The 22,664-nt window shown below is 66.5% G+C and carries 19 protein-coding genes; 10 read left to right on the top strand and 9 right to left on the bottom strand.

Annotation, left to right across the window (positions count from 1 at the left end):
* Window positions 1-19: 19 nt before the first annotated feature.
* The 3 genes from ABIA70_RS16010 to ABIA70_RS16000 all read left to right on the top strand — a co-directional run bounded on the left by ABIA70_RS16010 (window position 20) and on the right by ABIA70_RS16000 (window position 5,402).
* A complete protein-coding gene (locus ABIA70_RS16010) occupies window positions 20-2,179 on the top strand; it encodes an elongation factor G-like protein EF-G2 (protein WP_354148552.1) in 2,160 nt (719 codons plus the stop codon).
* Window positions 2,176-3,432, top strand: coding sequence for an MFS transporter (locus ABIA70_RS16005; RefSeq protein ID WP_354148551.1), 1,257 nt, complete (start codon window positions 2,176-2,178; stop codon window positions 3,430-3,432). Before ABIA70_RS16010 ends, ABIA70_RS16005 begins: the two co-directional genes overlap by 4 nt.
* Window positions 3,433-3,566: 134 nt before the next feature.
* Window positions 3,567-5,402, top strand: a complete 1,836-nt coding sequence (locus ABIA70_RS16000; RefSeq protein ID WP_354148550.1) for a gamma-glutamyltransferase family protein — start codon at window positions 3,567-3,569, stop codon at window positions 5,400-5,402.
* A 40-nt stretch (window positions 5,403-5,442) separates the two neighbouring features.
* Here ABIA70_RS16000 and ABIA70_RS15995 read toward each other — a convergent pair whose 3' ends face one another.
* Window positions 5,443-5,706 carry a hypothetical protein gene (locus ABIA70_RS15995; RefSeq protein ID WP_354148549.1) on the bottom strand — a complete coding sequence of 88 codons (264 nt, stop codon included), beginning with the start codon at window positions 5,704-5,706 and terminating at the stop codon, window positions 5,443-5,445.
* A 96-nt stretch (window positions 5,707-5,802) separates the two neighbouring features.
* Here ABIA70_RS15995 and hrpB point away from each other — a divergent pair, with 96 nt between their 5' ends.
* Together hrpB and ABIA70_RS15985 are read left to right on the top strand one after the other, a co-directional pair.
* A complete protein-coding gene (gene hrpB / locus ABIA70_RS15990) occupies window positions 5,803-8,496 on the top strand; it encodes an ATP-dependent helicase HrpB (RefSeq protein ID WP_354148548.1) in 2,694 nt (897 codons plus the stop codon).
* A 163-nt stretch (window positions 8,497-8,659) separates the two neighbouring features.
* On the top strand, window positions 8,660-8,812 hold the full coding sequence (locus tag ABIA70_RS15985) for a hypothetical protein (RefSeq protein ID WP_354148547.1): 153 nt from the start codon (window positions 8,660-8,662) through the stop codon (window positions 8,810-8,812).
* Window positions 8,813-8,825: 13 nt separating this feature from the next.
* Here ABIA70_RS15985 and ABIA70_RS15980 read toward each other — a convergent pair whose 3' ends face one another.
* Window positions 8,826-9,053, bottom strand: a complete 228-nt coding sequence (locus ABIA70_RS15980; protein WP_354148546.1) for a hypothetical protein — start codon at window positions 9,051-9,053, stop codon at window positions 8,826-8,828.
* A gap of 147 nt (window positions 9,054-9,200) precedes the next feature.
* Here ABIA70_RS15980 and ABIA70_RS15975 point away from each other — a divergent pair, with 147 nt between their 5' ends.
* Entirely contained in the window at window positions 9,201-12,161 is a 2,961-nt protein-coding gene (locus ABIA70_RS15975; RefSeq protein WP_354148545.1) for a helix-turn-helix transcriptional regulator, read from the top strand.
* On the opposite strand, the gene ABIA70_RS15970 is transcribed toward ABIA70_RS15975, so the two are convergent.
* On the bottom strand, window positions 12,120-12,794 hold the full coding sequence (locus ABIA70_RS15970; protein ID WP_354148544.1) for an alpha/beta hydrolase family protein: 675 nt from the start codon (window positions 12,792-12,794) through the stop codon (window positions 12,120-12,122). The two genes, ABIA70_RS15975 and ABIA70_RS15970, sit on opposite strands and share 42 nt — an antisense overlap.
* A gap of 80 nt (window positions 12,795-12,874) precedes the next feature.
* Here ABIA70_RS15970 and ligD point away from each other — a divergent pair, with 80 nt between their 5' ends.
* Window positions 12,875-13,897, top strand: coding sequence for a non-homologous end-joining DNA ligase (ligD, locus tag ABIA70_RS15965; RefSeq protein WP_354148543.1), 1,023 nt, complete (start codon window positions 12,875-12,877; stop codon window positions 13,895-13,897).
* Window positions 13,898-13,903: 6 nt separating this feature from the next.
* Here the strand turns inward: ligD and ABIA70_RS15960 are convergent, their stop codons facing one another.
* On the bottom strand, window positions 13,904-14,524 hold the full coding sequence (locus ABIA70_RS15960; RefSeq protein WP_354148542.1) for an L-threonylcarbamoyladenylate synthase: 621 nt from the start codon (window positions 14,522-14,524) through the stop codon (window positions 13,904-13,906).
* A gap of 101 nt (window positions 14,525-14,625) precedes the next feature.
* On the opposite strand from ABIA70_RS15960, the gene ABIA70_RS15955 reads away from it, so the two are divergent.
* A complete protein-coding gene (locus ABIA70_RS15955) occupies window positions 14,626-15,060 on the top strand; it encodes a VOC family protein (RefSeq protein ID WP_354148541.1) in 435 nt (144 codons plus the stop codon).
* A 58-nt stretch (window positions 15,061-15,118) separates the two neighbouring features.
* Here the strand turns inward: ABIA70_RS15955 and ABIA70_RS15950 are convergent, their stop codons facing one another.
* From ABIA70_RS15950 to ABIA70_RS15930, 5 genes are all read right to left on the bottom strand, one after another.
* Window positions 15,119-16,084 (bottom strand): hypothetical protein, encoded by a 966-nt coding sequence (locus ABIA70_RS15950; protein WP_354148540.1) that lies wholly within the window; start codon window positions 16,082-16,084, stop codon window positions 15,119-15,121.
* 146 nt (window positions 16,085-16,230) lie between these two features.
* Entirely contained in the window at window positions 16,231-16,989 is a 759-nt protein-coding gene (locus ABIA70_RS15945) for a maleylpyruvate isomerase family mycothiol-dependent enzyme (RefSeq protein ID WP_354148539.1), read from the bottom strand.
* A complete protein-coding gene (locus ABIA70_RS15940) occupies window positions 16,989-17,822 on the bottom strand; it encodes a fumarylacetoacetate hydrolase family protein (RefSeq protein ID WP_354148538.1) in 834 nt (277 codons plus the stop codon). Before ABIA70_RS15940 ends, ABIA70_RS15945 begins: the two co-directional genes overlap by 1 nt.
* The gene (locus ABIA70_RS15935; RefSeq protein ID WP_354148537.1) at window positions 17,819-18,952 is read right to left on the bottom strand and encodes a cupin domain-containing protein; all 1,134 of its coding nucleotides are present in this window, start codon (window positions 18,950-18,952) and stop codon (window positions 17,819-17,821) included. Before ABIA70_RS15935 ends, ABIA70_RS15940 begins: the two co-directional genes overlap by 4 nt.
* A 118-nt stretch (window positions 18,953-19,070) precedes the next feature.
* Window positions 19,071-19,913, bottom strand: coding sequence for an IclR family transcriptional regulator (locus ABIA70_RS15930; protein ID WP_502917224.1), 843 nt, complete (start codon window positions 19,911-19,913; stop codon window positions 19,071-19,073).
* Window positions 19,914-19,976: 63 nt separating this feature from the next.
* Between ABIA70_RS15930 and ABIA70_RS15925 the strand changes: the two genes are divergently transcribed.
* The gene (locus ABIA70_RS15925; RefSeq protein WP_354148536.1) at window positions 19,977-21,350 is read left to right on the top strand and encodes an MFS transporter; all 1,374 of its coding nucleotides are present in this window, start codon (window positions 19,977-19,979) and stop codon (window positions 21,348-21,350) included.
* Entirely contained in the window at window positions 21,343-22,593 is a 1,251-nt protein-coding gene (locus tag ABIA70_RS15920; protein WP_354148535.1) for an FAD-dependent oxidoreductase, read from the top strand. Before ABIA70_RS15925 ends, ABIA70_RS15920 begins: the two co-directional genes overlap by 8 nt.
* The last annotated feature ends 71 nt before the right edge of the window (window positions 22,594-22,664 follow it).

Genomic DNA, 22,664 nt, shown 5'->3' with positions numbered 1-22,664 from the left:
AAGATGCCAGGAGGTTCCCATGTCAGTCAAAGGCACAAAGGACGCAGCGCGGACGCCCGGACGGGGTGGCCCCGACGTCCGCCGGGCTGATGCTGCGGCGGGCATCGCGGCGCAGGCTCCGGCACAAGTGAGGAACGTGGCGCTCGTCGGGCACTCGGGTGCCGGAAAAACGATGCTGGTGGAGGCCCTGCTCGCTGCCCACGGCATGATTTCACGCAAGGGCTCCATCGCGGACGGGACAACTGTCAGCGACTCCGACCCTTCCGCGGTCCATCAACAGCGGTCGGTCACACTGTCGGTGGTTCCGCTGCTGATCGACGGCACCAAAGTCAACCTCTTGGATACGCCGGGGTATCCGGACTTTATCGGCGAACTCCGGGCGGGGCTGCGGGCTGCGGACGCGGCCCTGTTTGTTGTCTCGGCAGTGGACGGCATCGATGCCACCACCACGGCACTATGGGGTGAGTGCGAAAACGCGGGGACCCCGCGGGCCGTGGTGATCACCCGGCTTGACCACCCCCGCGCGGATTACGACGGCGTCCTGGCCGCCTGCCAGCGGGCATTCGGCGAGTCGGTGCTGCCGCTCTACGTCCCGGTCCGGACCGGCGGTGAATTTACCGGACTGCTCGGGTTACTGTCCGGGACCGTCTCTGACTATTCCTCCGCAGAGCCGTCCCCTTCAACCTCGGAGGGCGGCCCCGAAGAAGTTTCCGGAAGCGAAGCCGCGCGCGGCCAGCTCATCGAAGGGATCATCGCCGAGAGCGAGGACGAGACCCTCATGGACCGCTACCTGGGCGGCGAGGACATCGATACGGATGTCCTGATAGCGGACCTGGAGACCGCCGTCGAGCGCGGTTCCTTCTTCCCTGTCATTCCCACGTCAGCAACGACGGGCCTGGGCACAGCGGAACTGCTGGAGATCCTGACCAGGGCGTTCCCGTCACCCCTGGAACGCGGCCTCCCGGAAGCAACCGGGCTGGCCGGGGGCCGGACAGCGGCGTTGGCGTGCGACCCCGCCGGCCCCCTGGCGGCCGAGGTTGTCCGCACCACTGTGGACCCGTTCCTTGGACGGGTCTGCCTGGTCCGGGTCTTCTCCGGCACCCTCCGTGAAGACACAGCAGTTCACGTGGCCGGCCACGGACTGGCGGAGCGCGGCCATCAGGACCATGACGCCGATGAACGCCTGACCCACCTCTATTCTCCGCTGGGAGCAAACCTGCGCCCCGTGCAGTTCTGCGTGGCGGGCGACATCTGCGCTGTGGCGAAACTGGGAAGTGCCGAGACCGGGGACACCATCTCGGGCAAGGACCAGCCGCTGCTGCTGGCCACGTGGGAAATGCCTGAACCGCTGATGCCGGTGGCCATCGAGGCGGACTCCCGGAGCGACGAGGATGCGCTGGCCCGGAGCCTGGCAAAAGTGGCTGCCGGCGATCCCACGCTCCGGGTGGAACGGAATTCCGAGACCCACCAGCTGATCCTGTGGTGCATGGGGGAGGCGCACGCAGAGGTGGTGCTGGACAGGCTGCGCGACCAGGGCGTGAAGCTGCACACCCTTGAGGTGGTGACGCCACTGCGCGAGACGTTCGCTGCGCCGGCCTCCGGTCACGGCAGGCATGTCAAGCAGTCCGGCGGACACGGACAGTACGCCGTCTGCGACATCGACGTCGAACCGCTGGCGCGTGGCGGCGGCTTCGAATTTGTCGACAAGACCGTGGGCGGGGTGATTCCCGGAACGTTCATCTCGTCAGTGGAAAAGGGCGTCCGGGCACAGATGCAGAAAGGACTGACGGCCGGCTTCCCCGTGGTGGACCTGCGCGTGACCCTGGTGGGCGGGAAGGCCCACAGCGTGGATTCCTCAGATGCTGCCTTCCAGGCCGCGGGCGCCCTGGCCCTCCGCGAGGCGGCCGCCGCCGGCCGCATCCAGCTCCTGGAACCTGTGTCATCGGTCAGCATCACCGTTTCAGATGAGCATGTGGGTGCCGTCATGAGTGATCTGTCCTCCCGCCGCGGGCGGCTCACCGGCACGGACTCCGCCGGTGGGGAGCTGACTGAAATAAGCGCGGAAGTTCCCGATCAGGAACTCCTCAAGTACTCCGTTGAGCTTCGGGCCCTCACCGCCGGAACCGGGCGCTTCAGGCGCAGCTACCTCCGCCATGATCCCGTGCCCGGCAACCCATGAATCCTGCAAGCCGAAAAATCCAACGCATCTACCTGACCCTGATCCTGGGCAACACGCTTGCGGCCTCTTTCATCTGGGGGATCAACACACTCTTTCTCCTGGATGCCGGTCTCAGCAACCTCGAAGCGTTCGCGGCCAACGCCTTCTTCACCGCCGGCATGGTGCTTTTCGAAGTGCCTACCGGGGTCGTGGCGGACGGATGGGGCCGCCGGACTTCATACCTGCTCGGCACCCTGACCCTGGCCGGCGCCACGTACCTGTACTACCTGCTCTGGCAGTGGAAGGGGCCGTTCTGGTCATGGGCGGTGGTATCCGTCCTGCTTGGCCTGGGTTTTACCTTCTTCTCCGGGGCAGTGGAGGCCTGGCTGGTGGACGCGTTGCATTACTCGGGTTACGGGGATGACATGGAAGCCGTGTTCGGGAAGGGACAGATGGTGTCAGGCGTCGCCACCCTCCTGGGCTCGGCGGCCGGGGGCGCCCTTGCCCAGGCGACCAACCTGGGCGTGCCGTTCCTGGTGCGGGTCGGAGTGCTCGTTGCCATGTTCCTCGTCGCGTTCGGGCTCATGCGCGATGTTGGCTTTGTCCCGGAACGCTCCTCGCGTCCTCTGGCGGCAACCCGGGCGGTGCTGGCGGCCTCCATCGATAACGGCCTGAAAAACCCGCCGGTGCGCTACGTCATGCTTGCCGCGCCGTTTACGGTCGGCGTCGGGTTCTATGCGTTCTATGCGTTGCAGCCGTACCTGCTCGAGCTCTTCGGGGACCCGCAGGCCTATACCGTTGCCGGACTGGCCGCAGCACTCGTGGCCGGCGCCCAGATCGTGGGCGGGTGGATGGCGCCTACCGTGCGCCGACTGGTCCGCAAACGCACCACCGTGCTGATCGTGAGCACCGCTGCCAGCTCCCTGCTCCTGATTGCAGTTGGCTTCACCCGGGTTTTCTGGTTGGCGCTGGTGCTGATCGCCGTCTGGTCGCTGATCGCGGCCGCGGGTACGCCGGTGCGGCAGGCCTACCTGAACGACATGATCCCCTCGAAGCAGAGGGCCACAGTACTCAGTTTCGATTCACTGATGGGATCCAGCGGCGGCATTGTGGTGCAGCCGGTCGCGGGCCGGGCAGCGGACGTGTACGGCTATCCTCTCTCGCTGGCACTGAGTGGCTTGATCGAACTGTTCGCCGTGCCGTTCCTGCTCGCCAGCCGACGGCGGCGCTCGCCGGCTGATGAAGCCCTGGCAATCACCGACAAGCCGGTCTGAGATGCCCCCTTAACCAAGGCTGCACGTCCTCCAGAAGGGGTAGCCACAGGGGGCATTTCAGCCTTGAGACTCCCCACGCGGGGGAGTATCGTGGCGCAAACCACCTTGCGCTGGACCCTGACTTGGGAGCGATCATGCCTAGTGTGCGACGTCAACTGGCTACTGCCACGGCTGTCCTGGCCTTGAGCATCACGGGCGGTGCGGTGACCGGTCCCGCGGTTGCCGATGCCCAGGAGATCCAGAAACAGGCGACGGCGACCGGGTATGGCGGGGCGGTCAGCACCGTGGACCCGGACGCGTCCGCCGCGGCGATCGGTGTCTTGAAAAAGGGCGGCAACGCCGTGGATGCCGCCGTCGCAGCTGCTGCGACCCTGGGTGTGACCGAGCCGTACAGCGCCGGGATAGGCGGCGGCGGTTATTTCGTCTACTACGACGCTAAATCGGGCAAAGTCCGGACAATCGACGGCCGCGAGACAGCACCGGCCGGCATGCCGACCACCGCATTTACCAATCCCGCCACCGGAAAGCTGTATACATTCAACGAACTGGTCTCCAGTGGTGTGTCAGTAGGAACCCCCGGTACGCCGGCCACGTGGGAACGCGCTTTGGAACGCTGGGGCACCCTGGACCTCGACGAGGCCCTTGAGCCTGCAATAGATGTTGCCACCCATGGCTTTGTTGTCGACGCAACATTCAGGCAGCAGACCCTCGACAACAAGGTCCGTTTCTCCGCTTTCCCTTCGACGAGGGATCTTTACCTTCCCGGCGGCGATGCACCGGCCGTCGGCAGCGTGTTCATGAACCCTGATCTTGCAGAGACCTATGGGCTGCTCGCGAAGAAGGGCGTGCGCGCGTTCTACCGCGGCCCGCTTGCGAAGGACATCGCCGAGACAGTCCAGGCCCCGCCGAAGGATCCGGCATGGGTGCCTCCCGTGACCGACCCCAAAACCAGCATCCCGGCACTTCCCGGCTATCTGACGACGAAGGATCTCGCCAACTACGAGACTCTGGACCAGGATCCCACGCATGTTGAATACAGGGACTACGACGTCTACGGCATGGCCCCCTCAAGCAGTGGCGGAACCACCGTTGGCGAGGCGCTGAACATCCTGGAGCCGTTCAACCTTCGCGGGATGGCCACGGCGGACGCTTTGCACCACTACCTGGAAGCCAGCGCACTGGCTTTTGCCGACCGCGGAAAGTATGTGGGCGATCCCGCATTCGTCGATGTCCCCACTAAAGCCCTGACAGACCCGCTGTTCGGCAAGGAGCGGGCATGCCAGATCGATCCAAAGAAGGCGGCAGCAAAGCCGGTTCCGGCCGGCGACGTGGCCTCGTACGACGGCGTATGCCCGGACGCGCCGGCTGCGGCCGCGGACGATCGGGACACCGAAAACATCTCGACCACCAACCTGACCGTGGCTGACAAGTGGGGCAACGTGGTGGAGTACACGCTCACCATCGAACAGACCGGCGGCTCAGGGATCGTGGTGCCGGGCCGCGGGTTCATCCTCAACAACGAGCTGACCGATTTCTCCTACGACTCGACCAACCCGGACGACCCCAACCGCATCGAACCAGGCAAGCGCCCCCGCTCGTCCATGTCGCCCACCATCATCCTGCAGGATGAAAAGCCGTTCCTGGCACTGGGTTCACCTGGCGGCTCAATGATCATCACCACGGTCCTGCAGACCATCCTCAACCGCGTGGACCTGGGTATGACTATCCCGGAGGCGATCGCGGCACCCCGGGCCTCCCAGCGGAACACGCTCAACGTGGCTGCAGAGCCTGGCTTCCAGACGGGGACGGATTTCGAGGTGCTGAAACTATACGGTCACACCTTCTCAACCTCCGCGGAGATCGGCGCGGCCACGGCAATCGAGTTCCTGGATGACGGCAGGATGGTGGCCGCCGCTGAGCCGACGCGGCGCGGCGGAGGGTCGGCGATGGTGGTGAAACCTTCGCCTTGAGCCCGCCCGGCAGCCGCGGGCCCGGAGACGGGCGCTGCAGTTACTCCTGCGCCATGCCAGGACTGACTGGAACGAACTCAATTCCGGCCTGCACCTTTTTCTGCGGGCCCCGGGAGAAGCCCTTGGCATCCAGGTGGTTCTGCGCCCGGTAGGCCGCCAGTGCGTCGTCATAGATCCCGTTGAGCCGACGGCCGGAGAATTCAGCCCGTGAACCGTCGCTGAAGGTGATGGTCACTGCTGCACTGGTTGGAAAGTGCCGCTTCATGCGGATGAAGCCTTCGGAGTCCTGCTGGAGATTTATCACGGGAAGTCCTGCTTTCAAGGTGGCTGACCTCCAGTCTGACCTATCGCGCCCGTCGGTTACGCACCGCAGGACAGTGATTGCCGCGACAATGGACTGGTGACATCACCTACCGGCTCCGACGCGGGTCATGCAGGAGCCAGCGCCCCGGGCATTTTCGATCTCGCTGCCATCGGCGCCGGCCTCGCCTTCGCGGAATCGCTCGGGGACCTGTCAACTGCCCTGGGCGCAGGCGGCGCTGCGGGAACAGCGGTGGTGCAGGCACCTCCTGGCACCGGCAAAACCACACTTGTTCCGCCCCTGCTCGCCAACCTGGCCGCATCGAAGCAGGGTCCCGGTCGGGTCGTCGTCACGCAGCCGAGGCGGATTGCCGCCCGGGCGGCGGCCCGTCGGCTGGCCACGCTGGACGGCAGCAAGGTGGGGGACCGCATCGGCTACACGGTCCGCGGGGAACGCCAGGCCGGGCCGGCAACCGTGGTGGAGTTCGTCACGCCCGGAATCCTGCTGCGGCGCCTGCTCGATGACCCCGGGCTGGAAACCACCGGTGCGGTCATCCTCGACGAGGTCCACGAACGGGGCCTGGAGACCGACCTCCTGCTGGGAATGCTCGCGGAAGTGCGGCAGCTTCGCGGGGACCTTATCCTGGTGGCCATGTCCGCGACACTGGACGCGCCACGCTTCGCCGCCCTGATCGGAAACGACGGCGGCCACCCGGCACCCGTCGTCGACTGCCCGTCGGCGCTGTACCCCCTGGAGGTTCAGTGGGTGCCCGCCACCGTCGCGCGGCTGGATGAACGTGGAGTAACACGCGCGTTCCTGGACCACGTGGCAGATGCAGCCGCGCGGGCCCACGCCGCCGCACTGTTGAACGACGCACAGTCTGACGCCCTCGTGTTCGTTCCCGGCGCGTGGGAGGTGTCCTACGTTGCCTCCCGTATCCGCGCACGGGCTCCCGCCGGTACTGAGGTGCTGGAACTCCATGGCCAGGTCAGCCCTGCCGAACAGGACCTCGCTGTCTCCGGGCGCCGTCCCGGCGGGCCAGCCCGGATCATCGTGTCCACAGACCTCGCCGAATCATCCCTCACAGTGCCGGACGTGCGGCTCGTGATCGACTCCGGGCTGACCCGCGAACCCCGCCGCGACGCCAGCCGCGGCATGTCCGGCCTGGTGACCGTGTCCTGTTCACGGGCGTCCGCGGAACAGCGGGCCGGCCGCGCCGCACGGCAGGGGCCGGGGCAGGTGGTCCGATGCTATGACCAGCGAACCTATGGCGCGGCGCCGGCCCACGTGACTCCGGAGATCGCCGTCGCGGACCTCACCGGTGCTGCCCTGTTGTTGGCCTGCTGGGGATCGCCCGGCGGTGAGGGGCTGGCCCTTCCTGATGCACCTCCGCCTGCAGCGATGGAGGAAGCCCTCGAGGTGCTCTGGGAACTCGGTGCTGTGGCAGGGGACGGGCACGCCACCGCCCTGGGCCGAACGCTGGCCCGCGTCCCGGCGGACCCCCGGCTCGCACGGGCGTTGCTCGACGGGGCAGCGGCCGTTGGGCATCACACGGCCGCTGAAGCTGTGGCCCTCGTGTCCGGAGACCAGCGCGCACCTGGCGCCGACCTGACGCGTCTGCTGGCTGTCCTCCTCGGCGGCAAGGAGCCGGCCTCCCGCCGCTGGGCGGAGGACGTCCGCCGGCTGGAGACAATCGCGCGCAAGGAGGCGGACGCCGTCGGCAGTTCCCTCTTCACCGGAACCGTGCCCGCGGCAGAGACTGTGGGCGTCGTCGTGGCGCTGGCTTTCCCGGACCGCGTGGCGCGGCGCGTCCCCGGGGAAGGCGCTGCACAGTATCTGTTGTCGTCCGGCACCCGGGCAGGCCTGCCCGCAGGAAGCTCCCTGTCCGGGCATGACTGGCTGGCGGTGGCCGAGGTATCGCGCGCGGGTGGCCGGGATGCGGCCGGCACCGGGGCCGTGATCCGTTCCGCTGCACCGGTATCGGCCGAAACCGCCGCTGCGGCAGCGCAGCAACTCCGGACAGACACCGTGGTGGCGAAGTTCAACCAGGGCCGGGTCACCGCCCGGCGCGAACGAAGGCTCGGGGCAATTGTCCTTTCCTCCACACCGGTCAAGCCCACCGCCGCCGAAGGCCGTGCGGCGGTGGCCCGGGCCCTGGCAGCCCAGGGCCTGGACACCATCGGGTTCTCCACTGCGGCGGACGGATTGCGCCGCCGCCTTGCCCTCCTCCACCGCGAACTGGGGGAGCCCTGGCCTGATGTTTCCGAGCACGCACTGCTCGCCCGGCTCGACCTGTGGCTGGGCCCCGAGCTTGAGGCCCTTGCCGGCGGAGCGGCCACCAGCGGCATCGACCTCACTGACCCGCTGCGCCGGCTCCTGCCTTGGCCGGAGGCGGCCCGGCTGGCGGAACTGGTGCCGGAAGCGCTTGAAGTGCCCAGCGGGTCGAGGGTGAAGATTGAATACCCCGCCTTGTCCGAATACTCGGCCGCGCAGTCCGCGGGGGCAGAGGACGCGCGCGCCAACGCCGCCGGCCGGCCGGTTGTCGCGGTCAAGCTGCAGGAGTGCTTCGGCTGGGCTGAGACTCCGCGGCTGGTGGACGGGCGTGTGCCGGTGCTCTTCCATCTCCTCTCGCCGGCCAGACGTCCGCTGGCCGTGACCGACGACCTCGCGTCCTTCTGGTCCGGGCCGTATGCGCAGGTGCGGGCAGAGATGCGGGGCCGCTACCCCAGGCACCCGTGGCCCGAGGACCCGTGGACAGCCAAGCCGACCTCACGGACCAAGGCCCGGATGTAAGGCAAACGCGATGCCGGGTCAGGAGCGTCATCACGCGCCGTTGGGCAGGGTGAGATGTCCGATACCTGGCCGAAACGTTGCGTCGACGCATTGAAACATGCCGCGGTTAGGCTCCGAACTACTTGGACGAGGTGGTCCATTCCCGACACGAAAGGACGCAACGATGTTGCTTTTGAGTAGCCTGAACCTCCTGCTGGACGCCCGCCGGAGCGACGACAGCCATGCGCACACCGGAGGGAACGGCAAGACCGGATTCCCCAACGGACAGCTGACCTCCGCCGCCTGGGAAGGCTGGTGGCACGACGACGCCGCGTAGCCGGCCGGGTGCCTTACTGCTCAGGGATCCAGAACGGCGCTGACACTCCTGCTCCGGTCAGGTTGTCGCAGCGGACCAGTTGCGTTTCGATCCTGGTCAGCAGGCAGTCCTCGAAACTTGGTCCCTCGTAGGGGATCAGGGCGTCAGGTCCGGCGCCCGCTCCGGCCGCGGGTGCGAGAGCGAGAACAAGAAGCGTCAGGAGCAGTCCTGACCGGTGGGACGGATTCGATGACCTGGACATGGAAAGTTCCTTAGGGGAGTATTTTTTCTCTGGCAACTTCACTCTCCGTCCGCGGCACCTGCCGGCACATCGGGAGTCCGCCCTTAAATAGATCCGCGGCATCCTCAGATCTGTACCCATGTGTCCCTGCGGTGGCAAGCTGGATTTGTGGCGAAAACGTTGGGTGCCGTAGGGCCGGAACTGTTCGGACGGGAAGCCGAGCTGGCTCAGCTGAACGAGGCCATTACGACCGTCTGCGCCGGCACCCCGCAGACGCTGATCATCTCCGGGGACGCCGGCGTCGGCAAAACGGCACTCCTCAACGCGGCCATTGCGGCTTCTCCGCCGGCGGCCCTGATCCTTAGTGGAAGGGCCCTGCCCTTGGCCACTGTGGACGTTCCTTTCCTCGCGCTGGGTTCCGCGTTCCGAGGTGTGGCAGCCGCCGGTTCGGCCCTGCCCCTTCCGGTACCGCAACTTTCCGGTGACGCCCGGCCTGACGTGGTGGTCCGGATTGATGAATGGCTTACCGCGCAGTGCCGGCTCAGGCCAGTGGTCCTGCTGATTGATGATCTGCATTGGGCGGACCAAAGCACGCTCGACGCGCTGATGTACATCGTGGCCGGTCCCGTTGAAAGGCCTCTGGGGATCATCGGGACGTCGCGCACGGACGAGGTCCGCCCTGGAGGTGCCCTGCACCAGTGGCTCGCCGACATCCGGCGGTTGCCCCGGGTGGCCGTACACCGGCTGGGGCCGTTGGACAGGCCGGAAACGGAAGCCCAGCTCCACGGGCTCCTGGGAGCTCCACCGCATCAGTCACTGGTCAACGAAGTCTTCACCCGCTCGGCCGGAAATCCTTACCTCAACCTGCTGCTGGTGGAGGGTCTGAGTGCAGACGTCCGCCACCTGCCTGCAGGTTTCCCGCCCGACCTGAAGTCGGCGGTCCTGCGATCCTGGCGCGGATTGTCACCCGGAGCCCGCCAGCTCACACAGATTATGGCACTGGGCGGGAGAGCCGTCACTGCCGGGGAACTGCGCGCCGTTGCCGGACCATCGGTCAACCGGGGTGGTTTCCTGGAGATGCTGAACTCAGCAATGGACGCAGGCCTGGTGGACCTGGCTCCGGACGGAAAATACTGGTTCCACCACCCCCTCATCGCCGAGGCGTTGGCGCAGTACCTGGATGGAAGCGAAAGACGACGGTGGCATGCGGCTTTTGCTGTGGTTTACGAACGGAAGTTCGACGGCGGTGCCCGGCCGGGCGCCGCCGACGCCGTAGCCCTCGCCGATCACCACTATGAGGCGGACCATCCAGCCGACGCGTACCGGTGGGCGCTCACAGCCGCAGAAATGGCCGCAAGGGACGGCTCCCAAAACGATGCCATACGGCTCCTGCGGCGTGCACTGCAACTCCAGGCTGCATTGCCCGTTGCCCTGGAGCGGCCGCGGGACCTCTGGGGCAGGCTCGGTGCCGCCGCCCGCGAGGCCGGGGCATTGACTACTGAGCTGGACGCCATCGAGGCCTTGCTGGCGGCCACCGACGTGGCGGCGGAACCACTCGAAGTGTCCCACCTGATGGTTCGCCGCATGCACCTGCAGCTCTCCACCGGACGGGCCTTCTTCCCGATGGCGGACATCCGGGAGGCAGTCCGGCTCTCCGCAGCAGTGCCGGACAGCTGGCAGCACGCCATGGCCCTGGCCGAGTTGGCGCACGCGGGTATGTGGCACGGCGAAAGGGACGCCGCAGATGCAGCCAAGGAAGCGCTTGCGAGGGCCCGGGAGTGCGGGGACCACCGGGCCCTGTCGTACGCACTGACCGCCGCGGCCATCACCGGACTTGAGGCGGGACGCTCCCCGGCTGCACTGTCCTTGGCAGCGGAGGGCGCTGCAGAGGCGCTGCAGGCACGTGATTTCTGGGGATACCTGCATGCCACGTATTGGACAGGCAACGCCCGGGATCCCTGGACCAGTGCAGAGTACGCGGACCTCCTGCGCCGTGCAAGGGAGGAAATGATGGAGCAGGGAGCACCCCACTCCTATATCTCGAAGGTGGCGGCGGACGAAGCTGCCAGCTATCTGGCCATCGGTGAAGCACTACGGAGCCGCGCTGCGCTGAGGATCGCACTAAGCTTTGATCCCGGCCCGATGGGGGACGTCAGTGCCCGGCTCACGGCTGCCCGACTGGCACAACTGCAGGGCCGGAACGATGAGGCAGCGGTCCACCTTGACCGGGCCGGTGAGCTGTACCAGGAGAGCTCTGCCTACCTGAATCTGGATTTTGATGCCATCCGTGCCGAGGCATACGTCGCCGCGGGGCGCCTTGAAGAAGCCTTTGACGCTGCGATGAGCGGGGCCACCAGTGCGGGACCGCCGCCCACCATGTGTGAGTGGCTGCTGCCCCTGGCGGCCCGCGCCCTCGCAGACCAGGTGCAGCGTGCAAAAGACCGTGGCGATCCGAGTGCGGACCTGCTTGTCCGCGCCAAGGAAATGGAGCAGCGTTTCCCGGGAATTCTTCACGAGTCCCACAACCAGTCGGTGCTCTACGATCGGCAGATGGCTGCCTTTGAATCGCTTTACGCTGCAGAGTTGGGGCGGGTCCGGAACGAGGCAGCCAATGCCGCCCAGTGGGTCAGGACAGCGGACGCTTTCCGGAGGGCGCTGCTGCCGTGGGAGGAAGCTTACGCCTGCAGGCGGGCTGTGGAGGCGCTGCTTTTCCACGGCCACCACCCAGGTCCGAAGGCAGCTGAAGTGCTCCGCCGCGGGCTTGCTCTCGCCGCGGAGCTGGATGCCGCTCCCATACGGGAGGCCCTCGAACCACTGGCCCTCCAGGCAAGGATTCCGGTCTCTCCGGTGGCCACAGCCGATGTTGGCCCGGGACTGCAACTGCCCGGCCTCACGCGCCGGGAGCTTGAAATTCTGGAGTACGTCGTGGCTGGCAGGACCTACGGTGAAATTGCCCGGCAGCTGACAATCAGCGAGAAGACCGTCAGCTCGCATATTTCCAGCCTGCTGCGGAAGACCGGCGCCGCCAACAGAACGGATCTGGCGCGCCTGGCATCAGCGTCGCGTTCAGTCCCGGGGGGCCAGCGTTCAGGCCCTGCGGATGAACTCCGCCACGCGGGGGGCGAGTGAGGCGCCGATGTCCGCGGCGGTGCGCTTGTTTCCCGCCACGGCAAAGGAGTGGTCACCGCCCTCGATCCATTCAAGGACGGCGGTGGGGCCGATCCGGGCGACCACACTCTCCAGGAGTTCCCGGGTGGCGAAGGTGTCCCGTGTCCCCTGGAGGAAGAGCATAGGCAATTCCAGGCCGTACAGGTGCTCATCCCGGATCTTCTCCGGCCTTCCCGGCGGGTGCAAGGGGTAGCCAAGGTAGATCAGGCCTGCGGCTTCCATCCCTTCAGCTACAGCCATGGACGCCATGCGGCCGCCGAACGACTTGCCGGCCGCCCACACCGGTCCGCCGTCACCGTGCGCTGCCCCCTGCAGCGACGCCGACTCCATGGCCGCACGCCAGGTGGCGATCGCAAGCGGTGGACGGTCCGGGAACTTCCGGCCGGCTTCGCGGTAGGGGAAGTTGAAGCGCAAGGTGGCAACGCCGTCGTCGTTAAGTGCGCGGGTGAACCCGGCCATGAACGGGTGGTCCATGCCCGCGCCGGCCCCGTGGGCCAGAACCAGCGTGGCAAAGGGGCTCTCCGGACGGGCGTACATGCCCGAGACCTCAAGATCGCCGACGGCTATGGTGACAGGCGCTTCAGCAACGGGCATACGTCCATGATGCCCGATCCGCGCCGGGCGCCGCGGCCAACGTACTGACTCGGCCCCCGGCGGCGCGGTAGGTTGTCCCCATGGCGAGCGAACAGACAACCCTCACAGTCCCAGGACCCCACGGCGAGCGCGAAATGCGCATTTCCAGCCCCAGCAGGGTCATGTGGCCGGACCTCGGCCTCACCAAGCTGGACCTGGCCAAGTACATGGTGGACGTCGGCGAGGCATTCATCGCCGCGAACGGAGACCGGCCGCTCGCCCTTCAACGCTACTCCGACACTATCGACGGCGAGCAGTTCTTCTCCAAGAACCCGCCCAGGGGAGCCCCGGAGTTCATCCGGTCGGTGAAGGTGACCTTTCCGAGCGCCCGCTCGCACCCCATGCTGGTCCTCGACGAACCGGCCGCTGCCGTCTGGGCCGTGCAGATGAACACCGTGGTTTTCCACCCGTGGCCGTCCCGGGCAGGGAACACCGACAACCCGGACCAGCTCAGGATCGACCTCGACCCCCAGCCAGGAACAGACTTCGACGACGCTGTCCCGGCCGCGCTGGCCTTGAAGGACGTACTGGCTGAGGCCGCCCTGGACTGCTTCATCAAGACCTCCGGTAACCGGGGGCTGCACGTGTACGCGCCGGTCGAGCCCACCCGTGAGTTCCTGGATGTCCGCCACGCCGTGATCGCCGCCGCGCGTGAGCTGGAGCGGCGGATGCCGGATAAGGTCACCACCGCCTGGTGGAAGGAGGAACGGGGCGAGCGCGTCTTCCTGGACTTCAACCAGGCTAACCGCGACAGGACCATCGCCGGCGCCTACAGCCCCCGGGCGCTTGCCCATGCCCCGGTGTCATGCCCCATCCGCTGGGACGAACTGGGCAGTGCGGACCCGAAAAACTTCACCATCCTCACGGTCCCGGAGCGGCTGAAGACCGTCGGCGACCCCTGGGCCGACATGGGCGCCCACCCGGGCACCATTGACGTGCTGCTGGAGTGGTGGGAACGCGACCTCAAATCCGGGCTGGGGGAGCTGCCCTTCCCGCCGGACTATCCCAAAATGCCCGGCGAGCCGTCCCGGGTGCAGCCCAGCCGGGCCCGGAAGCCGGACTGAGGCCGGCTATTCGAAACGGGACGGGTCCCCGGTGCCGCGCCGGACCACCTCGGCCACTCCGGAAGAAAAGTCGATGACGGTGGTGGGTTCTGCCCCGCAGTCGCCCGAATCGATGACCGCGTCAACCTCGTGGTCCAGCCGTTCCTTGATTTCCCAGCCCTGGGTCAGCGGGTCTTCCTCGTCGGGGAGCAGCAGGGTGCTGGAGAGCAAAGGTTCGCCGAGCTCGGCCAACAGCGCCTGGACCACGCGGTTGTCCGGTATCCGGACTCCCACTGTCTTCTTTTTCGGATGCAGGAGCCTGCGCGGAACTTCCTTGGTGGCCGGCAGGATGAACGTGTAGCTTCCGGGGGTGACGGCCTTGATGCTGCGGAAGACATCGTTGCCGATGTTCACGAACTGCCCCAGCTGGGCGAAATCCTTGCATACCAGCGTGAAGTGGTGTTTGTTGTCCAGCTTGCGGATACTCCGGATCCGGTCCAGGGCGTCCTTGTTTCCCATCTGCGCACCCAGCGCATAACAGGAGTCTGTGGGGTAGGCGATCAGACCGCCGTCGAGCACAATGCGCACTGCCTGCGAAATCGCACGCGGCTGGGGATCCTCGGGGTGAACGTCAAAGTATCTGGCCATTCCCTGAGCCTACGGCTAAACCCCTATCAACGGCGGCCCGTTTCGGGCAGGATATTGACTGTTCCTTTACGATTCCATCCAGAACTTCAAGGAGACAGGCCATGCCAACGACGCTCAACCCCTACCTTGGCTTCCGCGACAACGCCCGGGAGGCATTGACTTTCTATCAGTCCGTATTCGGCGGCGACCTGGCGCTGAGCACGTTCGGAGAGTTCCAGGCCAGCGAAGATCCGGCCGAAGTGGACAAGATCATGCACGGCATGCTGACATCCCCCAAGGGCCTCATCTTGATGGGGGCCGACACGCCCAATTCCATGGAAGCTTCGACGGGCAGCTCGATCTCCATCTCGCTGAGCGGTGATGACGAAGCAGAACTGCGCGGGTACTGGGACAAGCTGTCGGGCGACGGCGGCACAGTCACGGTGCCGATGGAACCGGCACCGTGGGGCGACATCTTCGGCATGTGCACCGACCGGTTCGGGACCGCCTGGCTGGTCAACGTCAACGGCGCTGCCCAGGCGGCCCCCGCCACGTAGATTCCCCGGCAGACTTATCGTCAATGCACGGTGCTGCCGGCCGGAACAGCCCCCGGATTTACCCGGTGACGCCGGCCGGCAGGGCCGTGCCGGCGGCGAGGATCCGCAGTGCACTGAGCGTCACAAATTGGTTTGGACCGGTTCGGCCCCAGTCGGTGACGTCAGCCCGGCCGGCCGCCGTCGCGGGCCGCCACCACACACCCTCCACCGGCCATCCGCCGTCGGGCAACATCTTTTTCCGCAGTATGTTCAGAGCTTCCCCCGCGCGGGGATCACCGGTCAGCCCCATCCGCGCCATCAGAAGCAGGGCCGGCAAAATGCCGTAGTGCCAGTACTCCGGGTACCGCAGCTTAACCCAGAGCGGGTCGATAGTTCGGCCGGTGGAACGGGACTTGAAAAGCCCGTGCTCCAGGAACAGCTCTGCTGCCCGCCCGGCCCCGGTCCGGGCCGCCTGATCGCCGCTGGCCTTCCAGAATTCGTACAGTCCCTTGGCCGCAGGCAATGTCTCATGGAACGAGGAACGGCGCCCGCTCGCGCTCACGTCGCAGTTCCACCCTCCGTCCGGCCACTGCCACGTCAGAAGATCGTGGGCCAGCTGCGTGACCCGCGGATCCTCCGCCATTCCCAACCGGCTGCACACGTAGAGGGCGTTGCCTTCCTGCGACGCACAGCGACGGGTCAGGCCGTCAATGCTGCGGATCTGGCTCCGGTGCTGGTCGCTGTGCAGCCAGTCGAGCACCGTGCCGGCGGCCTGCAGCAGCGACGGCGCATCTTCTTCGGTGATGCCGAGGTCGACGAGCGAAACGAGCCGCCAGTGCGCACCCGTCCATTTCCTGTAGGGGTGGACGCCAAAGCTGCCGTCCGGCTCCTGGCCGGAGAGCAACGAGGACACTATGGTGCCGCCGGTTACGGGGCCGTTGGTCCAGGGCCCGCCAAAGAACTCCCGTTGAACTGCCCTGCGCAGTGCGGGCTCCGGGGATGTGGCCAACCAGGCTATGGCAGGCCGCAGCGCATCCTGCTCCATGAACCGAGGCTAACCGGGGGACCACAAACAAGGAAGACCACCTCGGCTGAGGTGGTCTTCCTTGTCAGTCTCCAGGCTCGTTCCTGTTCAGGCCATGGCCGGCCGTGTCCGGATCAGGCGCTGCAGATCAGATCCATTGCTGCAGTTCAGATCCATTTCGGGGCTGCCGGGACGGTGTCCAGGGCTGCTCCGTCTTGGCTGGCAGTGACGCCGTCGGTGCCCCGGCCGGTCGCCCAGCGGACGACGCCGGCCAGGTGCCCGGAGATCACCAGCGGCGCTTCCGCGCCGGCGTCGCCGAACTCCAGTTCCGGTTGCTGGTCCGTCACCCGGACAAGCAGCCCGGTGTCTGTTCCGCGCGTTGCCCAGGCGGACGTGATGTCCTTGAGCAGGCGGGCGAGGACCGGGACCGGGATATCGGAGAACGTGGCCCCGTTGTCCAGGTCAACGGCGTGGGTCCAGACTTCCCGGGTGCGCATCCAGACGGTTTCCTCCGCCGGCACGGTCCGGCCCTGGGCTGTCTTGACCTCGTGGTGCCAGGCGTCGGCCGGCAGGTCGCGCCATTCGACGTTCAGGTGCACCGCGGAGTGGTCAAAGAGGTGCCGCAGCGCAATCGGCGGGAGGGTGGCCCCGAAATTGATTTCGTGGTCCCTTACCTCGGTGGAGGCATACATGGGTGTTTCCACACCGGTGGCCGCCCACTCGATGAGCCGCGCGATGGCCCGCGCGTTGTAGCCGATGTGGGCGGTCACGTGGCGGCGGGTCCAGCCCGGCAGCAGCGAGGGTCCGTCGAGGTCCGCGTCGGAGAGCTCGTTGAGCTTGCGGGCGAAGAACGCGGTCCCGCGACGGGCCTGCAGCAGCGATTCGAGCAGCTGCGGGTCCGTCGTCCGGTCGTGGCGTTCGACCATCAGGATTCCTTGACCACGCGGTTGTTCAGCTGGCCGAGGCCTTCGATGGTGGTGACCAGGATCTGGCCTTCCTGGAGGTAGCGCTTGGGGTCCTGGGCGTGGCCCACACCGCCGGGCGTTCCGGTGGCAATCACATCGCCCGGGTTCAGGGTGATGATGGTGGAGATGTAAGAGACCAGGAACTCCGGGGTGAAGACGACGTCGTTGGTGGGCGTTGACTGCTGGACTTCACCGTCGACGGCGGTGGTCATCAGGCCGCCGCTGAACTCGTCCTTGGTCACCAGGGCCGGGCCGAACGGGGTGGACTTTTCCCACGTCTTGCCCTGCAGCCACTGGATGGTGCGGAACTGGTAGTCGCGCATGGACACGTCGTTCAGCACGGCGTACCCGGCGATGTGGTCCGCGGCGTCGGCTTCGGAAATCCGGCGGCCCTTCTTGCCGATGACCACGGCGAGTTCGGACTCCCAGTCCACGGTGTCGGATTCCTGCGGCAGGGCCAGCTCATCGTTGGGCCCGATCAGGGATTCGGCGTACTTGGCGAACAGGGTGGGGTACTCGGGGACTTCCCGGCCCATTTCCTTGATGTGGTTGCGGTAGTTGTGGCCTACGCAGATGATCTTGCCCGGCGCCGGCACAACGGCGTCCAGGTCTGCGCCCTCGAGCGGGTGCGTGGTGCCGTTCGCAGCTGCCGCGATGGACTCCCAGGAAGGGTCCTTCAGGAGTGCTCCGACGTCGGAGAACCCGTCGATTTCGGTCAGGGTGTCGCCGTCCTGGCGGACAGCCTTGGTTACTGTTGTTCCCTCATTGGAGAGGCGGAGTGTCAGGAGTCTCATGCGTTCTTGCGTCCTTCGGTGTAGGTGCGGTTAAAGTTCAGCCGTTCAAAAATGGGGGCATCGCTGAAGCGGAAAAGGTCAAAGCCGGTCTCGGCCTGCACGGACCATTCGGCCCAGGACGGGACCACGAACAGGTCGCCCTTTTCCAGGGTCCTGGTTTCGCCGTTCAGCACCACACTGCCGCGGCCCTCGAAGACCTGCCAGACGCTTGAGCCGACCTCGCGGAGTGGCTCGGTGGAGGCGCCGTCACGGAAGCGGTGGAATTCTGCCCGGATGGTGGGCATCACGTCCCCGCCGGTGGTGGGGTTGGTGAAACGCACGGCGGCGTGGCCCTGGGACACGGTGGCCGGGTGGCCCTCGTCCTCCAAAAGCAGCTGCTCGGTCAGGGCGCGGTCGGTGTATTCCCAACGGTACGCCGCAATGGGGGAGCTGGTGGTGTCATCCAGGCCCGAGAGCGGGCGCAGGCCGGGGTGGGCCCAAAGCCGCTCGGAGCGGGAGATGTGCGGGGTTGCTTCGTCGGTGACGCGTTCGGTGCCGAACTCGAAGAACCCGGCGTCGGCGTAATGGACAAAGGGGATGTCCAGGCCGTCGATCCAGGCCATCGGCTCGTCCGTGTCGTTGTGGTGACCGTGGAAGTTCCAGCCCGGAGTCAGCAGGAAATCACCGCGGGACATCCGGACCGGGTCACCGTTCACAACCGTCCAGACCCCTTCACCCTCGACGACGAAGCGGAAGGCGTTCTGGGAGTGGCGGTGTTCCGGGGCGGTTTCCCGGGCGCCGAGGTACTGGATGGCTGCCCAAAGAGTGGGGGTGGCGTACGGGGTGTTTCCCAGGCCGGGATTGGCCAGGGCAATGGCGCGGCGTTCCCCGCCGCGGCCCACCGGCACCAGGTCGCCTGCGCGCGCCGCGAGTGGGTACAGATCACTCCAGCGCCACACATGCGGCACGGCCTTCGGCGACGGCACCATCGGCATCAGGTCGGCGATTTCGGTCCACAACGGGATCAGGTTCTCACGGTCAAAGTCCTGGTACAGCTTTGTGAGCTGGGCAGCCTCTTCAGGCGTCGGCTCAGGAAGAGCCTGCCCCGCGGCCACCGATTCATGGGTCGTGTTCTCTGCGCTGATGGACACGTCGGCCTCCTTCTATAGGTGAAACAATTTTTGGCGTAGTGCGACTCTACGGACGGACGCGTGTGACGCCCAACATATTCTGCTCATCAGAATTACCGCCCGCCAGGCACGTCCGGTCTCAGTCCGGTTCGGCCGGATTCGCTGCGATGTCGATCTCCAGCTGGCGGCAGGTTTCCCGCAGCGCACCGACGAGTCCGGCATCGAAGACCTTGCGGAACCGGGTAGCGGGAGTGGCAACGCTGAGGGCACCCACGACGTTCCCGTGCCGGTTGTGCAGGGCAATCCCCAACGCGCTCACGCCATCCTCCGTGCCCTCAAAATTTGCCGCGAAGCCATTGTTGCGGATCGTCTCGAGTTCGTTCAGGAAAGCCTGGTATTCAGTGTCCGGAATAGTATCTCCGCCAATTTCTGCATTGTTGCTGCGGAAGAGCTGCTCAATCATGTGGGAATCGAGTTCGGCAAGCATCGCCTTGCCCCCGGAGGTCTTGTTGGCCGGCATGACGGTTCCTTGCCGGTCGCCGACCCGCAACACATTGTTTCCCTCCACCGTGGCCAGGAAGCGCACTTTCGTACCCACCCGGACCATGAGGTTGACCGTCTCGTTGAGCCTGGCGGAGAGAAGTTCCATGTGCGGCTGCGCGAGGGAGCGGAGCAGCCTGGACCATGCCAGCCCCGCCGGTCCCACACCCATGGCGGGCCCGGGAACGTAGCGGCGGGTCTCGTCCTGTACGGCGAACCCCCGGTACACAAGCATGGCAAGGAGGCGGTGGGCGGTTGACGGGGCCACACCCAGATCCGCGGCTGCGTCCTTGAGCCGAAGCGTTCCGCCGTCGCGCAGCAACTGAAGCAGCTGCAGCGCGTTATCGACGGCCTCGATGGAGTATGTCGGCCGCTTCTGCACAGGCTTTCGGACCGATTTCGACGGCGGCCTGGATGGTCCGCCGGCCGCGGGCTGGGACAGGGGATTGTTCTGCACGTCAGAATTCTATTGTGGTTCATCTTCGAGGGCCATGACAGTAGTGGGATGAATCACACACTTCCCGCTGCAGTGCCGCAACGGTCCTCCCCGGGTGTCCCCACCCCCATTGCCGTTGACGGGCCTGCGTCACGGTTCACCAAAGGTTCGGCCGCGGCCGTCCTTGTCTGCTGGCTGCTGGTGGTCTTCGATGGGTACGACCTCATCGTCTACGGCACAGTCCAGTCCTCCCTGATCTCCGAAACCGGCTGGGGCCTGACCAAGGCCACCGCCGGGACCATCGGTTCCATGGCTTTCGTCGGGATGATGATCGGGGCAATCTTCGCTGGCCGGATGGCTGACTCCTGGGGCCGCCGCCGCACGATCCTCGGGTGCGCTGTCGTCTTCTCGGTGTTCACCGTGCTCTGCGCGTTCGCCCCCAATGCAGCCATCTTCGGCGTGCTGCGGCTCCTGGCCGGCATCGGACTCGGCGGCCTGGTGCCCTCAGCCAATGCCCTGGTTGCAGAACTGGTGCCCGCGAAATGGCGGTCGCTCATAGCAACGCTCATGATGTCCGGTGTTCCGATCGGCGGATCCATCGCCGCCCTCGTCGGTATCGGGCTGATCCCCGCCTTTGGCTGGGAGGCCATGTTCCTTGTGGCTGTGCTGGCCCTGGTGATCGTGGTGCCGCTCGGACTGAAATACCTCCCGGAGACGCTGGCCCCGGCAAGCGACGCGGACAAGGCGGCCAAGGCGGCCCGCAAGGCAGCTGGCAAGGACAAGGGCAAGGCCAATGCAGACGAGCAGCCCTCTGGTTTCTCATCACTGTTGCGCGCTCCCTACCTGGGCGTCAGCGTGCTGTTCGCCCTGGCCACGATCGCCACCCTGTTCGCCTGGTATGGACTTGGCACCTGGCTGCCAAACCTCATGCAACTCGCCGGCTACAACCTGGGCTCTGCCCTGACCTTTGCGCTGGCATTGAACCTCGGCGCGGTGGCCGGTTCGGTCATCACGGCCTGGGCCGGAACCCGTTTCGGACCGGTGCCTACCGCCATCGCCGCAGCCGCCGTGGCCGCCGGTGCACTGGTGGTCCTGGTCACCGGACCCTCCGTCACCGTCGTGTACCTGATGTTGGTCCTCGCCGGCGTCGGAACCCACGGCACGCAGTGCCTCATCATTGCCGCCGTCGCGAGCCACTATCCCGGACATCTCCGGGGGACCGCGCTTGGCTGGGCGCTGGGCACGGGCCGTATCGGCGCCGTCGCAGCACCACAGGTCGGGGGCCTGCTGCTGGCCGCCGGACTCGGCGTCAACTCGAATTTCCTTGCCTTCGCAGGCGCAGCCGCCGTCGCCGCGGTCCTGCTGGCCGCCGTCGGCCTCAAACTCCAGTCCAAATCCCCAAGTACCCCTTCACCCTCACTAACAGGAGCAAGCAATGTCTGAGTACGCCACGTCCACCGATGTCCTCGTTATCGGAGGAGGAATGGCCGGACTGGCCGGAGCCCTCGCGCTGCGTGAAAACGGTGCGAATGTCACCCTCGTGGAGCGCGCCCCGGAATTCGGCGAGGTCGGCGCGGGCCTGCAGATGGCCCCCAACGCCTCCCGCGTGCTTCAGCGCTGGGGCTTGCTGGAGAAGGCACTGGAAATCGGTGTGCAGCCCAAGCACCTGGTCTTCCGCGACGCCGTCACCGGGGAGGAACTGACGCGCCAGACGCTCGGCGGGGAATTCGAGGAGCGCTACGGCGCCCCCTACGTGGTGATCCACCGCAGCGACCTGCACCGGGTCCTGCTCGAGGGATGTGAGGCCGCGGGCGTCACGCTCGTCAACGATGTAATGGTCGAAAGCGTCGAGACCGTCAACGGCCGCGGTGTGGCCCACACAGCTGCCGGCGTGGACTACGAGGCGGACGTCGTGATCGGCGCCGACGGACTCAAGTCCACCCTCCGTCCGCTCGTGGCCCGCGACGAGCCTGTTCCTTCGGCGTATGTTGCCTACCGCGGTACCGTGCCCATCACTGAAAACACCCCCAAGGCAGACCTCGAGGACGTCATTGTCTACCTCGGCCCGGACTGCCACCTGGTGCAGTACCCGCTGCGGAAGGGCGAGCTGCTGAACACGGTGGCCGTCTTCAAGTCCGCCTCCTTCGAGCGCGGCGAGGAGCAGTACGGCGGTGTCGACGAACTCGAGGCAGCCTACAAGGACTGCGTCCCCGCTGTTCAGGAAGCGCTCAAGAACCTCGCCACCGGCATCCGCTGGCCGATGTACGACCGCGACCCGATCGAGAACTGGGTTGCCGGCCGCATGGTGCTGATGGGCGACGCCGCACACCCCATGCTGCAGTACCTGGCCCAGGGCGCCTGCCAGGCCCTCGAGGACGCAGCCGTCCTGCAGGACACCACCAACGGAACCGTCTTCACCGCAGACGGCATCAACCCGGAAGCCTGGGACGAGGCCATCGCCGAATTCAACAGCATCCGGGCCGGGCGTACCGCCCGTGTCCAGCGGACCGCCCGCGTCTGGGGCGAGTCGTGGCATGTCTCGGGCCTGGCCCGGACGCTGCGGAACCTGCTCTTCAAGAGCCGGAAGGACAATGACTTCCAGTACAACGACTGGATCTACGGCAAGGACCAGCCGGGAAGCCCCGCCGCCCCTGCGGGCGCGGCCAGGTCGAAGGTCTCCGTCTAAGGTCTTCAGTCCTTGAGGAGTGGCTGCACGCAATGCAACGATTGATTGCGTGCAGCCACTCCTTTATCTGT

The sequence above is a fragment of the Arthrobacter sp. 754 genome, from assembly GCF_040548695.1.
GTDB lineage: Bacteria > Actinomycetota > Actinomycetes > Actinomycetales > Micrococcaceae > Arthrobacter.
Note: the sequence above shows the minus strand (reverse complement) of the source record. Positions and strands in the feature narration are given on the sequence as shown.

Excerpts from the sequence above, each read along its gene's own strand:
- ABIA70_RS16005 (WP_354148551.1), top strand. The coding sequence starts at position 2,176 with ATGAATCCTGCAAGCCGAAAAATCCAACGCATCTACCTGACCCTGATC.
- ABIA70_RS15945 (WP_354148539.1), bottom strand. The coding sequence starts at position 16,989 with ATGGTCGAACGCCACGACCGGACGACGGACCCGCAGCTGCTCGAATCG.
- ABIA70_RS15940 (WP_354148538.1), bottom strand. The coding sequence starts at position 17,822 with ATGAGACTCCTGACACTCCGCCTCTCCAATGAGGGAACAACAGTAACC.
- ABIA70_RS15950 (WP_354148540.1), bottom strand. The coding sequence starts at position 16,084 with ATGGAGCAGGATGCGCTGCGGCCTGCCATAGCCTGGTTGGCCACATCC.
- ABIA70_RS15980 (WP_354148546.1), bottom strand. The coding sequence starts at position 9,053 with ATGTCCAGGTCATCGAATCCGTCCCACCGGTCAGGACTGCTCCTGACG.
- ABIA70_RS16010 (WP_354148552.1), top strand. The coding sequence starts at position 20 with ATGTCAGTCAAAGGCACAAAGGACGCAGCGCGGACGCCCGGACGGGGT.
- ABIA70_RS15960 (WP_354148542.1), bottom strand. The coding sequence starts at position 14,524 with ATGGCCAGATACTTTGACGTTCACCCCGAGGATCCCCAGCCGCGTGCG.
- ABIA70_RS15955 (WP_354148541.1), top strand. The coding sequence starts at position 14,626 with ATGCCAACGACGCTCAACCCCTACCTTGGCTTCCGCGACAACGCCCGG.
- ABIA70_RS15925 (WP_354148536.1), top strand. The coding sequence starts at position 19,977 with ATGAATCACACACTTCCCGCTGCAGTGCCGCAACGGTCCTCCCCGGGT.
- ABIA70_RS16000 (WP_354148550.1), top strand. The coding sequence starts at position 3,567 with ATGCCTAGTGTGCGACGTCAACTGGCTACTGCCACGGCTGTCCTGGCC.
- ABIA70_RS15970 (WP_354148544.1), bottom strand. The coding sequence starts at position 12,794 with ATGCCCGTTGCTGAAGCGCCTGTCACCATAGCCGTCGGCGATCTTGAG.
- ligD (WP_354148543.1), top strand. The coding sequence starts at position 12,875 with ATGGCGAGCGAACAGACAACCCTCACAGTCCCAGGACCCCACGGCGAG.
- ABIA70_RS15920 (WP_354148535.1), top strand. The coding sequence starts at position 21,343 with ATGTCTGAGTACGCCACGTCCACCGATGTCCTCGTTATCGGAGGAGGA.
- ABIA70_RS15985 (WP_354148547.1), top strand. The coding sequence starts at position 8,660 with ATGTTGCTTTTGAGTAGCCTGAACCTCCTGCTGGACGCCCGCCGGAGC.